At 38.2% G+C, this 12,391-nt stretch carries 14 protein-coding genes; 9 read left to right on the top strand and 5 right to left on the bottom strand.

Annotation, left to right across the window (positions count from 1 at the left end):
* Positions 1-117: 117 nt before the first annotated feature.
* Both IGL28_RS10330 and IGL28_RS10325 read right to left on the bottom strand, forming a co-directional pair.
* Entirely contained in the window at positions 118-1,305 is a 1,188-nt protein-coding gene (locus IGL28_RS10330) for an MFS transporter (protein WP_010738045.1), read from the bottom strand.
* 18 nt (positions 1,306-1,323) lie between these two features.
* Positions 1,324-1,602, bottom strand: a complete 279-nt coding sequence (locus tag IGL28_RS10325; protein WP_010718697.1) for a hypothetical protein — start codon at positions 1,600-1,602, stop codon at positions 1,324-1,326.
* A 194-nt stretch (positions 1,603-1,796) separates the two neighbouring features.
* Here IGL28_RS10325 and IGL28_RS10320 point away from each other — a divergent pair, with 194 nt between their 5' ends.
* On the top strand, positions 1,797-2,453 hold the full coding sequence (locus tag IGL28_RS10320; RefSeq protein WP_010738044.1) for a Crp/Fnr family transcriptional regulator: 657 nt from the start codon (positions 1,797-1,799) through the stop codon (positions 2,451-2,453).
* Between the two features lie 116 nt (positions 2,454-2,569).
* Here the strand turns inward: IGL28_RS10320 and IGL28_RS10315 are convergent, their stop codons facing one another.
* The 3 genes from IGL28_RS10315 to IGL28_RS10305 are packed head-to-tail and all read right to left on the bottom strand — an operon-like array spanning position 2,570 to position 5,845.
* Positions 2,570-3,367, bottom strand: a complete 798-nt coding sequence (locus IGL28_RS10315; RefSeq protein WP_438843954.1) for a TPM domain-containing protein — start codon at positions 3,365-3,367, stop codon at positions 2,570-2,572.
* Positions 3,364-4,575, bottom strand: coding sequence for an ATP-binding protein (locus tag IGL28_RS10310; protein WP_081128152.1), 1,212 nt, complete (start codon positions 4,573-4,575; stop codon positions 3,364-3,366). Before IGL28_RS10310 ends, IGL28_RS10315 begins: the two co-directional genes overlap by 4 nt.
* A 22-nt stretch (positions 4,576-4,597) precedes the next feature.
* Positions 4,598-5,845 carry an SPFH domain-containing protein gene (locus IGL28_RS10305; RefSeq protein ID WP_081128150.1) on the bottom strand — a complete coding sequence of 416 codons (1,248 nt, stop codon included), beginning with the start codon at positions 5,843-5,845 and terminating at the stop codon, positions 4,598-4,600.
* A 297-nt stretch (positions 5,846-6,142) separates the two neighbouring features.
* On the opposite strand from IGL28_RS10305, the gene dnaX reads away from it, so the two are divergent.
* From dnaX to IGL28_RS10265, 8 genes are all read left to right on the top strand, one after another.
* Positions 6,143-7,891, top strand: a complete 1,749-nt coding sequence (gene dnaX, locus IGL28_RS10300) for a DNA polymerase III subunit gamma/tau (protein ID WP_081128148.1) — start codon at positions 6,143-6,145, stop codon at positions 7,889-7,891.
* Positions 7,892-7,915: 24 nt separating this feature from the next.
* Positions 7,916-8,227, top strand: a complete 312-nt coding sequence (locus tag IGL28_RS10295) for a YbaB/EbfC family nucleoid-associated protein (protein WP_010718691.1) — start codon at positions 7,916-7,918, stop codon at positions 8,225-8,227.
* Between the two features lie 23 nt (positions 8,228-8,250).
* Positions 8,251-8,847, top strand: coding sequence for a recombination mediator RecR (gene recR, locus IGL28_RS10290; protein WP_010718690.1), 597 nt, complete (start codon positions 8,251-8,253; stop codon positions 8,845-8,847).
* A gap of 63 nt (positions 8,848-8,910) precedes the next feature.
* Positions 8,911-9,555, top strand: a complete 645-nt coding sequence (gene tmk, locus IGL28_RS10285; RefSeq protein ID WP_010718689.1) for a dTMP kinase — start codon at positions 8,911-8,913, stop codon at positions 9,553-9,555.
* A 14-nt stretch (positions 9,556-9,569) separates the two neighbouring features.
* Positions 9,570-9,899, top strand: coding sequence for a cyclic-di-AMP receptor (locus IGL28_RS10280; protein WP_010718688.1), 330 nt, complete (start codon positions 9,570-9,572; stop codon positions 9,897-9,899).
* Positions 9,900-9,907: 8 nt separating this feature from the next.
* Complete coding sequence (gene holB / locus IGL28_RS10275; RefSeq protein ID WP_010718687.1) at positions 9,908-10,849, top strand: DNA polymerase III subunit delta'; 942 nt, start codon at positions 9,908-9,910, stop codon at positions 10,847-10,849.
* 35 nt (positions 10,850-10,884) lie between these two features.
* On the top strand, positions 10,885-11,709 hold the full coding sequence (locus IGL28_RS10270) for a PSP1 domain-containing protein (RefSeq protein ID WP_010738041.1): 825 nt from the start codon (positions 10,885-10,887) through the stop codon (positions 11,707-11,709).
* Complete coding sequence (locus IGL28_RS10265) at positions 11,702-12,046, top strand: DNA replication initiation control protein YabA (protein WP_010718685.1); 345 nt, start codon at positions 11,702-11,704, stop codon at positions 12,044-12,046. The genes IGL28_RS10270 and IGL28_RS10265 overlap by 8 nt, the downstream gene beginning before the upstream one ends.
* Positions 12,047-12,391 lie beyond the last annotated feature (345 nt).

Genomic DNA, 12,391 nt, shown 5'->3' with positions numbered 1-12,391 from the left:
TAAGCCGAAGAATCCAAAAATAGTTTCTTCTATTTTTGGATTCTTCGGCCAATGTTTTGCTAGAGGTGAATACTTCAACACCTTTTATTCGTTTCTTGAATCAGTTTCAGATCATCACTAATTCCATTCAAGTTTTGCTGAGTGGCTCTTTTTTTTATTATAAACGATATAGAGAACTGTACAGATCAAAGGAATGATACCAGAAACAATGTATAATCCTCTAAATGACGTATAAGATTTCAATATTCCCATCAAGTAGGGACCAACACCTAGACCTAGATCTAATCCGATGAAGTAAGTTGAAAGAGCGATACTGATACGGTGTTCTTTGACGATTTTCAAACAAACTGCTTGTCCGTTTGACATGAAAGTCCCGTAACCTAAACCAACGAGTGCGCCTGAAATAAGTAAGGTGATGCTGTTCGTTGTCGCACTTAGTAGAAACAAGCCAGCAGTCAAGAACAAATAGCTAGGATACATGACATACTGTTCGCCTTTAGCATCAAAAATACGTCCCGTCAATGGGCGAGTGAAGGTGATAACTAACGCATAGACCACAAAGAAAAAGGAGCCTGCAGCGACTAAATGAATGACTTTCGTATAAGAAGACAAGAAGGACAAAACACTTGAATAAGAAAGACCCATTAAAAAGGCGATTCCTGTAATGAACAATGCTTTTTTCTCAATGAATCCATGGATACTCCAAGATTGTAGTGATTTTCTTTGAGTATCAGATAAATCAATGTTTTTGACTGGGAACATCAGACAGGCAATCGTTACAAGAAAAACTAAAACGATAGAAAACCAAATAATAAAATGAAAATCAGTCAGATTAAGCAAGATCATTCCTAAAAAGGGTCCGATAGCAGCAGCTAAACTAGTACTTAAACCATAATAATTGATCCCTTCTCCTTTTTTTGATTCAGGAATATAGGCAGTGACGATCGCATTGGTTGCTGTCGAAACGGTCCCGTAGCCAAACCCATTTAAAAAACGTACCAGATATAATACGCCGATCGTTGGGGTGAAAAGATAGGCTAAAGTAGAGAGTAAATAAAAAATCGCTCCACCACGCAAAGTAAACTTGCGCCCAAATAATTCAAGTTGTTTACCCATAAATAAACGAGCCAATAGTGTACCTATGATGTAGATACCAGAAGCAAAACCTGCTTGGCTCATACTAGCATGTAAATCATCTTGAGCAATAACGGCAATAATGACCATCAGTAAATAATAAATTAAATAGACAATGAAATTAATAAGAGTGATTCCGATAAAATGTTTATTGAATAATTTTTTTTCCATTTGCTTTGTGTTTACCCCTTAATCTGAATAAGCTTTTAATTTTTGGATTTGTACTTCAACATCGTGGTAATTTGATGGATAGCGATCGACCAATTGACGAATGAACAAGTCTCGAGTCGTCATAAATAATTCTAAAAATTCTTCTAATTCATTCGATGGTTTTTCATCGACTGCTTTGATCAATTCAATCGAATTTTGGTAAGCATCATTTAAGAAAACCAAAGAAGCTTTCATGTCAAATCTTGTTTGATAAGCTGTTTCAAGTCGATTAATAATTGTTTTCATCCAGTAGTTCATATTTTTTTCCTCAATTCTTTCATTTTTTTTTACATTCGCAGTATAACGAAACGAAAAGAAGAAAAAAATCACAGACATAATTTAAAATGGTACTTAACAAATGTTAATATCATTAGTAAAATACCTTTGGGCTTTAAAATACTTAGAAATCTTGTATTATTTTTTTAGATAAATGTTTGGATGGGGGAGCATGATTGGACAGCAGAGTGCTAAAGGAATATTTAGAGAAAAATCAATTTCCAATTGTACGAAAAAGATATCATAAGTATCTAACTTTTGAAGGAGTGGAGGATTGTTACACGTATATTTTAAAAGAAGGCACGGTCAAAGCAAGTGTCATCTCAAATGATGGTCGTGAGTTTAACTTGAGGTATATTAAAGATCTAGAGATTGTTTCACTTTTAAAAGATGAATATTCACAGTTTATTGATTCGCCGTACAATATTCGGATTGAATCTGAATATGCAGAATTTTATCGAATCAATCGAGTAAAATTTTGGGAACATATCAACGAAGATCCAAAGATGCAACATTATGTAAAAGAATATTATCGTTATCGTTTACTGTATTCCATGAAAAAAATGCAACAAATGCTTTTAAATGGGAAATTAGGTGCTGTATGTACGCAACTTTACGAGTTATATGATTTATTTGGGGTTCGGACAGAGGAAGGCATGATGATCGATTTTGTGATCACTAATGAAGAAATCGCCAAGTTTTGCGGAATCTCTACCGCTAGTAGTGTGAGTAGGATCTTAAAACAACTGAAAGAAAATGGGATAATCACCGTTAAAGATCATCGGATCATTATCACCAATATGGATTTATTAGAAGACAATATTATCTTTTAAACAGGATCAGTGGAAAACATAAGATGCTTCCTTCATGTAGTTGTATCAGCTTTAGCTGACGACAATGCATGAAGGAAGCATCTTAATTTATGGATGATTGTTCCTATTGTGGTGCTTTAAAAGCTTCGACCACCACCACCGAAAGTCCCGCCACCGCTGGAATGAGTCGTACTTCCGCCACCGCCGCTGCCAGGAGGTGGGCTTTTTGGAATCCTGCGTGTAGTGACAAAGGAGTTGGTTAAGCGATCTGTTTTATCCGTTAATTTTACGTTTGATTTTTCTCTAAATGGGTATTTATAAGTTCCTGATTTCAACTGATACCTCGAAACTGTTACAAAGTAGAATACGAGGCTCAATGCCAGGGCTAAGATGATAGAAATCACTATTTCAGTCGTCGTCAACATTTTATACCGCGTGATCTTACCAGTCTCTTCATCAATTTGATAATGTCCTCCAGGAACTCCAGCTTCTACATATTCTGAAGTTTTAGTCAAATAGGCTTGTGCTGCTGCAAAATAAGCCGAATTCGTCATTTGGTCGTAGACATCATCTAACGTGTCATTGATCCGAGCATCATCAAGATAATCGATCATATTACCAGAAGTTGAAATGTAAATCTCACGTTGCCCCATATCTAACAACAGAACAGCCCCATTTTGATCATTACCGATCGCATTTCTTAAGTAATCATCTGCAAACGTTCGAGGTTCTTCTGAGTTGGAAGTCGTCGTTACGATAAAGATTTGTCCTTTGATCTTCTCATTGATAGGCTGGATTTGTTGCTCTAAAGATTGGATCTGCTCTTGCGTAAACAAACCAGCTTCATCGTTCACTGCGGGTGTAGCAGCGTCAACGGAAGAACTCCAAAAGAAACCGAATAGGACTAGAAAGAAAAGTAAAATTCTTTTTTTCATATCAAGTATCCTCCAATCATAAAGAGGATCGCCAATACAGCAAAGATTCCAAAAGCCGTCAAGCCCAGTTTTTTATGACTGATGGGTAAAACACCGCTGACTTTACCTGTTTGACCATTCATGGCGTAATAATAGACTTTCTTATTGGCATCACTACTGCGATAAGTGACTAACCATACCGGTAAAAGAACATATTCATTATTCTCACTAGTGATATCTGTCGAAGTCCGAACATTGGTCAATGTGGTATAACCATTTGCGGTGTCACGTAACAATTTCTCGGAGTAATCTTGCAGTTCATCTTGCACTTGTGATTTGATTGCTTCATATTCGATATCTCGTTTTTCTGCTTGAAACCCTGCCAGATACTGACTTTTGAAGTCAATTGCCTTGTTCAAAGGAAACGGTTGGACTGCTTCCACCATTTTTTGTTGGGTATTCTTGGACAACGCATTTTTTACTAGTTCTTTAAAGGAAAGTGAGCCTTCTCGGTGAACAGCAAACTGTTTGGTTTCTGTATACTCGATGTCACCCACTCGCCAAATACGAATCACTGTTCCGGTCGCTTGCATAGAGCCGTCAACGGTTGCATCCGTTGTCCAATAAGGAAAATAAACGCCAGTTAGTTTGTCGATTTGGTCTTTGTTGAAAAATTCTTTGGGTACAAACCATTTTTTCTTTGTCCAAGCTAAGAATTTTTCGACCGCCTCTTCTTTTTCGACTGCAAATGGTAAGACTTTATTTGGCAGTAATTTTCCACTTAACCGCCCGGATAAAACAACTGGATTGTGACAATAGTAGCAGTAAGTAGCAGCCGTTGTTGCATCGGTCACGATCTCTGCCCCACAGCTTGGACAAAGAAATAGTTCCATCGTTGCTTCTGTTTCTTCTTCCGCTGATTCAGCTGGTGTTGCTTGATCGCTAGGATCAGAAAAACCACCAGCTTCTTCAAACGCTTTTCGTTCTGCTTCATCCATCTGCTCCAACTGTTCATCTGCAGTAAAAGTAAAATCTTTTTCAGAATCTTGTTGGGAGGGCGGTTGATCTTCTGAGTGAAACCCTCGGGCTGCTTTTTGTTCTTGTTCGTACTGACTGACTTCTTCCTCAGTGTAAACATTTAAACAATAGTCACAGTGGAATTTTTGATCTTTTGGATCAAACGTGAGAGGACCTCCACAGTTTGGGCATTTATGTGTAAGAACGTCCATTCTATCCACACCTTTCTAAAACTTAGTCGAGTGGGATTCCTTTGAATGGTTTTCCACAATTTGGACAAAACTTAGGGATACCATTTGAAAGATCGACCACTTCGTTACATTCACTACATTTCATTTGTAACTTTGGTTGGACATTTGCAACTGGCTTGGCTGCCCCACAGTTAGAACAGAATTTTCCCGTATTTTCAGTTCCGCAGACTGGACATGTCCAAGTATCATTGCTCCCTTGAGCAGTTTGTTGGTTTTGTTTTTCAGCTTGTTGTTTGATTTGTTCCTGGTTATTTTGTGCTGCTTGTGAAAGGTAAGAACCATTAGCATTCATTCCCATTCCCATGCCCATAAAGCCAGTCATCGCGCCGGCATCATTTTTACCAGCTGCTTCCATCCCACGAGCAATCGAACCTTGAACATAGCCTTCACGAACACTTGGATCTCCCAACATCGCACCTTCATTACGCATATTGATCAATTTCACTGAATCATCTGTGTAAGAAATACTTGCTACTGCGACAGAAACGATTTCCATACCACGTAATTCATTCCAAGATTCATCTAAAACATTGCCCATGTATTTACTTAATTCTAAGCTTTTTGATGGAACATAAGAAATGCGCTGACCATCAGCAGACATTTGGTTGATCGCAGCTTGAAGAGCTGTTAAAAATTCTGCCAGATACTGCTCATTAATATCTGAGATTTCTACTTGCGTTTTGTTTTTAGGAATAGCGTTGGTATAAAACAAAATTGGATCAGTAATATGGATCGAATAAGTACCATGTGCTCGTAAGAACAATTCAGCATTGTAAAAATTGTCAAAATAGTTCAGTGGCGCACTGGTACCAAACTTGATTCCTTTGATTTCTTGAAGATTGATATAAAAGACTTGTTGCTTTTGAGGTGTCACGCCACCGAATTTAAAACGTTCAAAAGTTTCTGCGATCGCACCTTTCAATGAACCATTGAACATGGAAGGAGCAGAGTCATTTTTGATCGTATAGTAGCCTTCTTCGGCAGTATAATCAATGATTTTACCACCATCTACAAGGAGCATCATCATATTCGGATAGACATGGACAACGGTTCCGTCAGTTAGAACATCCTCTGTTCCTTTACGATTGGAGCCACGTTTATCATCTTTACGTACTTTCACACCTTTTGTCATAACTGTTGTATCGCTCATATCCGCTGGTTCGATTACTTCGATCCATTGATCTGCTAATCCACCGCTGATCATGCTTGTTGCTGCTTTGATAAGACCCATAAAAAATTCCTCCCTTTATGAATGTTGATTGTTAAATGAATGACTCTATTATACCATAGGAGCAATGAAAAACTCTCAGACGGAAGATGGATATTAGCTGTTTAGCTGATTTTCTTTCAGTTGCAAAAAACAAGGAAGATCGAGAAAGCTGTTTGTGAGTATTTATTTGAAAGAATCGGGGAATACACAAGTAACTACAAACGACAAATCATGATTCTTCTCATAACTATAGTAGTTTTTTTTAGTAAAATCACGTATAATAAAAGATAGTGAATTTTTCAAAAAAGGGGGATCTTCATGGCATATCAAGCACTCTATCGTGTCTGGCGTTCACAGCGTTTCGAAGACATTGTCGGGCAAAAAGCGGTGACACAGACGTTGAAAAATGCTATCGTTTCCCATAAAACTTCTCATGCTTATCTATTTACAGGACCACGAGGAACTGGTAAAACGAGTGCAGCTAAAATTTTTGCAAAAGCTATCAACTGTCCGAATAGTCAAGATGGAGAACCTTGTAATCATTGTGAAATGTGTCAGTCGATTACAGCGGGAACACAAGAAGACGTGATTGAAATCGACGCAGCAAGTAATAACGGAGTCGAAGAAATACGTTTTATTCGAGATCGAGCGAACTACGCACCGACAAAAGCAACTTATAAAATCTATATCATAGATGAAGTGCATATGCTTTCTACCGGAGCGTTCAATGCATTGTTGAAAACTTTAGAAGAACCTAAAGAAAATGTTATTTTTATTTTAGCAACAACCGAGCCACATAAGATACCAGCAACGATCATTTCCAGAACACAACGCTTTGATTTCAAACGAATCAATGCAGCAGATATCGTTGAGCATTTGGCATACATTTTAAAGCAATCAGACGTACAATATGAAGAACCAGCACTAGGGGTTATTGCTCGAGCAGCAGAAGGCGGGATGCGTGATGCGCTAAGTATCATGGACCAAGCGATTTCTTTTAGTAATGGGATCGTAACTGTGGATGATGCGATGCAAGTTACCGGTAGTCTAACCAACGAGATGATGGATGAATTTTTAGGCGCTTGTGTGAATAATGAAGTGCCCAAAGCGTTAGAATCATTAACAGATATCTTAGCTGCTGGTAAGGAAGCACGGCGCTTTTTAGAAGATCTTTTACAGTATTGTCGTGACTTACTGATGTACCAACAAGCACCAAATCTCGTAGCAGAACGAACAACTTCACTTCGAGAACCATTTGTCGAACTAGCAAAAGAAGTACCTGCACCTCGACTTTTTCAGATGATCCATATTTTGAGTGAAACACAAAATGAGATTCGTTTTACTAATAGTGCTACGATCTATCTGGAAGTAGCAACCGTCAAGCTAGCTCAAGCTTCTGGTTCAGCTGCTCCTTCAAGTAGTAACCAAGCAAGTGAAGTAGACAGTCAGTTAATTAATCAGCTACAAGCAGAGATCAAAGAGCTGAAAAAAGCGATCAACGAGATCAAAACGAATGGGGGAAACCCTTCAACTACTGCCAAGCAAACACAAGCTCCTGTTCAAAAGAAACAAGCAAGTACGTATCGGATACCAACTGAACGAGTGTATCAGGTTCTAAGAGAAGCGACCAGAAAGCATTTGAATGAAGTCAAAGAAGTCTGGGACGATTTGTTGATGAGTTTGTCTGTGACACAACGAGCGATGCTTAAAGCAAGTGAACCAGTTGCGGCTAGTCCTACTGGGTTAGTCATTGCGTTTGATTACGAGATCGTTTGTCAACGAGCTGCTAACGACGAAGAATTACAGTTGGCGATCCATAATAATTTAAGTCGAATGATCAAAGACTATGCACCAGATTCAGTCTATATCACGAGAGAAAGCTGGCCAACGATCCGCAAAGACTATTTAGTCCAAGCAAAAGACGGGAGTAATGATGATTCTTTTGCTCCGGAAGATTCAGATGAAGAGATCGAACTGATCCCTCAACAAGCACCAAGTGAAGAAACGATCGTCACGAAAGCCGAAGAAATCTTTGGCACAGATGTTGTGACAATCATTGATGATTAAATAAAAAAAGGAGAATGATCAATTATGATGCGCGGAATGGGAAACATGCAAGGGATGATGAAACAAGTCCAAAAAATGCAAAAAGAGATGGTTCAAGCACAAGAACAATTGAACGAAACAGAATTTACTGGTGTAGCAACCAATGAGTTAGTGAAAGTTATTTTTACAGGTGATCGTCGGATGAAAGACATCCAAATCAGTGAAGGTGTCGTGGATCCTGAAGATACAGAAATGTTGCAAGACCTGTTGATGATGGCTGTCAATGATGCTTTGACAAAAATCGATGCAGAATCTGAAAAAACAATGGGAAAATACACTAAGGGGTTACCCTTCTAATTTTTCCTAAAGGGGTAATGAAAATGCAATATCCAGAACCAATTGCTAAATTGATCGATAGTTACATGAGACTGCCAGGGATCGGTCAGAAAACAGCCACAAGATTAGCTTTCTACACGATCGATATGAAAGATGAAATCGTGAATGAATTTGCTAAATCGTTGTTAAGTGTCAAGCGAGATCTTCATTTTTGTAGTGTTTGCGGCAACATCACAGAAGAAGACCCATGTGAGATTTGTAAAGATCCTTCAAGAGACCGGGGGGTTATCTTAGTTGTCGAAGAACCAAAAGACGTGATGGCGTTAGAAAAAATGCGGGAATATCGTGGGCTTTATCATGTTCTACATGGGGTTCTTTCTCCAATGGAAGGGACTGGACCTGAAGATATCAACATTTCTTCGTTACTTGAACGCCTACATGATGATCAAGTGAAAGAAGTGATCATTGCAACAAATGCAACCACTGAAGGAGAAGCTACTGCCATGTATCTTTCACGATTGATCAAACCGGCTGGTATCAAAGTCACTCGATTGGCCCACGGCTTATCCGTTGGTTCGGATATCGAATATGCTGATGAAGTGACCCTGTTAAAAGCGGTAGAAGGCAGACGCGAGTTATAAATTTTCTATAAAAAAGAATTTCGGCTACAATAAAGAAGTAACGCAAGAGATGGGGGCAAAAATGTGAACGGACTATTTATTACGATCGAGGGGCCAGATGGAGCTGGGAAAACCAGTATTCTAAATGAGTTATTCCCTCTTTTGAAAAAAGTAGCAAAAACAAAGATCATTCAAACAAGAGAACCAGGTGGGATCCCGATTGCCGAAGAGATTCGGGCAGTTATCCTTGATCCTAAAAATGATCGGATGGATGAACGGACAGAAGCTTTGCTATATGCTGCGGCTAGAAGACAGCATTTGGTCGAGAAAGTCCTACCTGCTTTATCAGAAGGAAGCATTGTTTTATGTGATCGATTTGTAGACAGCTCATTGGCTTATCAAGGGGCGGGACGTAGAATTGGTGTTTCTGAGATTGCCCGCTTGAATGAATTTGCTACAGAAGGTACGACACCTGACTTTACCCTTTATCTCGATATTGATTCAGATACTGGATTGCATCGCATTAAAGAGAACCGAAGAGGTCAAATCGATCGATTAGATTCAGAAGGATTGGAATTTCATCAACGAGTACGTCATGCGTATTTAAAAATAGCTGAAGAGAATCCTGAACGTATTTATAAAATTGATGCAAGAAAGAGCTTTGAAGAGGTACTTCAAACAAGTTACAGAGCCATTGTTGAACAATACCCACAATTTTTTGAAAACTAGGAAGGTGACTGTATATGAAAATTATTTTAGCAATTATTCAAGACAAAGACAGTAATCGTTTATCCAATGAATTGATTGATGCCAATATCCGTGCAACAAAATTATCTTCAACTGGTGGCTTTTTGAAAGCTGGCAACAGTACATTTATTGTTGGGATTGAAGACGAACGTGTAGAAGAAGCATTAGAAATCATCAAAAAAACTTGTGAATCAAGAAAACAATTTGTTTCAACACCTGTCACGTTGGATATCTCTATGGACGGTGGAGTTCCTTATCCAGTAGAAGTTGAAGTCGGTGGAGCAACCGTCTTTGTGTTACCAGTTGAAGGATTTCATCAATTTTAGGAGGCGCCATGGATCAAGAATTTACGCTGGATCAAATGCAACCTATCGTGTATCAACAGCTTCAACGAAGTTTTGAGCATGGGCGCCTCGCTCATGCTTATCTTTTTGAAGGCGAAAAAGGAACGGGAAAACACGAAATGGGGATTTGGTTAGCACAACACCTGTTTTGTACGAATCTGCAGGAACAACTTCCTTGTGGAGTATGCAATAATTGTCAACGAATCCAAAACCAAGAACATCCAGACGTTTTAACGATCGTACCAGAAGGGCAAACGATCAAAGTCGATCAAATTAGACGTTTGCAAACCGAATTTAGTCGTAGTGGTTATGAATCTCGGAAGAAAGTCTTCCTTATTCAAGAAGCAGAAAAGATGAATGCAAGTGCAGCAAATAGTTTGCTTAAGTTTTTAGAAGAACCACCAGGCGATTTTCTAGCGATCTTAGAAACAGATTCGATTGGGCGAATCCTACCAACGATTCAATCACGCTGCCAAATCTTGCATTTTCAGGAGCTGGCTAAAGATGCGTTGATTTATAAATTACAACAAGCACAGATTCCTTTAGAAAAAGCGAAACTTTTGACTTTCTTGACGAACAGTTTCACAAAAGCAGTTGAAATATCGCAAAATGAATGGTTTAATGATGCTAAGGATTCAATTCAACAGTGGTTTGTGTATTTGCAAAAAAATGATACACAAGCATTCATTTATGTTCAAAAAAAGTTAATAAAGACTTTTAAAGAAAAATCGCAACAATTTACTGGTTTATCGATCTTAATGTTTTATTATCAAGAAGCTTTACAACAAGCTTTAATAGCAGAAAATCTTAGAAAAGTAACACGTATTAATCAGACGATTGAGCGTATTTTATTAGCGGAACAGAAATTAAGAAGCAATGTCAGCTTCCAAGCAGTAGCGGAACAGTTTGTTTTACAAACAATTACTGGCTGAGACAGCAGGAAAAATGAGGGTCAAGGGGGATGGAAATGGTCGAAGTAGTAGGTGTCCGTTATAAAGAAGCAGGTCCTATCTATTATTTTAAACCTGGTCAATTAACGTATGAATACAACGAGAAAGTAATCGTTGAAACTCAAAAAAACTTACATATTGCAACTGTCGCCATTCCTAAAGCAGAACTTGATCCGGAAGAATTGCCTGAGCAAATCAGTTCAATTTTGCATAAAGCGACACAAGCAGAACTCGAAAAAGAACAAAAAAATAAAGAAGATGCAGAACAAGCCAGGCTGATTGCGAAAGAAAAAGTCAAAAAACATGGGTTAGAAATGAAGATCATTCATGTAGAATATACGTTAGATCGTAGTAAACTCATTTTTTCATTCACAGCAGATGGACGAATTGATTTTCGGGAATTAGTCAAAGACTTAGCTGCCGTGTTTCGCACTAGGATTGAACTTCAACAAATCGGGGTACGAGATGAAGCAAAATTGCTAGGTGGGATTGGTCCATGTGGACGGCCTTTATGCTGTGCTTCTTTTTTAGGAGATTTTGTCCCAGTTTCAATCAAAATGGCAAAAAATCAAAATTTGTCCTTAAACCCGACTAAGATATCTGGGTTGTGTGGACGTTTGATGTGTTGCTTGCAATATGAAAATGAAGAATATGAATTAGCAAAAAAAGCACTTCCAGATTTTGGAACAGTGGTTAACACTCCTGATGGTAAAGGGAAAGTTGTCGGCTTGAACTTACTTAATCGACTAGTAAATGTTCGATTAACAGGTCGGGAAAATCCAATCGAATATGAATGGGATGAATTGAAAAACTTCATCCAGGTAGGTGAGATAAATGGATAAGAGATCATTATATGATGGCTTGAACCAATTAGAATCAGAGCTAAGAAATACATTAACTGAATTGGTGGAAATGAAGCAAGCATTACATGAGATCGTTGAAAAAAATACAACGTTGGAAATGGAAAATCAACGTTTAAGAGAGCATTTACGGGAATTAAATCAAGTACAAACACCAGCAGATAATGTGAAACAAGAACTTTCAAAATCTCGTATGAACTTAGAAAAGATTTATGAAGAAGGCTTTCATGTTTGTTATGATCTCTATGGCTCAAGACGTGAGAATGACGAACCTTGTGCCTTTTGTTTAGAAGTCATCTATCGAGAAAGCGGACGGTAAACAAAGAGATTTGAAACAAGCCTGATATTGCTTATTTTTAGCGATCAATAAACGGCACTCACAGTATCACTTCTACGGAATTAAGTCCGAAAATAAAAAATAAGAAATGCTATTTTTCAATGTTTCGCCCTTAATTCTTAAAGGAGGCCGTGTTGTTCACGACCTCTTATATGGCGTTCAAAGCATTGCTTCTGCGGAATTAAGCTCAAAAAATTAAAAATATGAAAAGCTATTTTCAATTTTTCGTTCTTAATTCTTGAAGCAGCCCATGCTTTTCACGACCTTTACACGGCGTTCAAACATCAGCTCCTTGAAATAAGCCTGAATTTTTCAAAACATGAGAAG

Source organism: Enterococcus sp. AZ077 (assembly GCF_051714965.1).
GTDB classification, from domain to species: domain Bacteria; phylum Bacillota; class Bacilli; order Lactobacillales; family Enterococcaceae; genus Enterococcus_B; species Enterococcus_B hirae.
Note: the sequence above shows the minus strand (reverse complement) of the source record. Positions and strands in the feature narration are given on the sequence as shown.

Coding starts and splice junctions, on each gene's coding strand:
- IGL28_RS10330 (WP_010738045.1), bottom strand. CDS start 1,305: ATGGAAAAAAAATTATTCAATAAACATTTTATCGGAATCACTCTTATT.
- IGL28_RS10265 (WP_010718685.1), top strand. CDS start 11,702: ATGGATAAGAGATCATTATATGATGGCTTGAACCAATTAGAATCAGAG.
- IGL28_RS10305 (WP_081128150.1), bottom strand. CDS start 5,845: ATGGGTCTTATCAAAGCAGCAACAAGCATGATCAGCGGTGGATTAGCA.
- dnaX (WP_081128148.1), top strand. CDS start 6,143: ATGGCATATCAAGCACTCTATCGTGTCTGGCGTTCACAGCGTTTCGAA.
- recR (WP_010718690.1), top strand. CDS start 8,251: ATGCAATATCCAGAACCAATTGCTAAATTGATCGATAGTTACATGAGA.
- IGL28_RS10315 (WP_438843954.1), bottom strand. CDS start 3,367: ATGAAAAAAAGAATTTTACTTTTCTTTCTAGTCCTATTCGGTTTCTTT.
- IGL28_RS10310 (WP_081128152.1), bottom strand. CDS start 4,575: ATGGACGTTCTTACACATAAATGCCCAAACTGTGGAGGTCCTCTCACG.
- IGL28_RS10280 (WP_010718688.1), top strand. CDS start 9,570: ATGAAAATTATTTTAGCAATTATTCAAGACAAAGACAGTAATCGTTTA.
- holB (WP_010718687.1), top strand. CDS start 9,908: ATGGATCAAGAATTTACGCTGGATCAAATGCAACCTATCGTGTATCAA.
- IGL28_RS10295 (WP_010718691.1), top strand. CDS start 7,916: ATGATGCGCGGAATGGGAAACATGCAAGGGATGATGAAACAAGTCCAA.
- IGL28_RS10270 (WP_010738041.1), top strand. CDS start 10,885: ATGGTCGAAGTAGTAGGTGTCCGTTATAAAGAAGCAGGTCCTATCTAT.
- IGL28_RS10325 (WP_010718697.1), bottom strand. CDS start 1,602: ATGAACTACTGGATGAAAACAATTATTAATCGACTTGAAACAGCTTAT.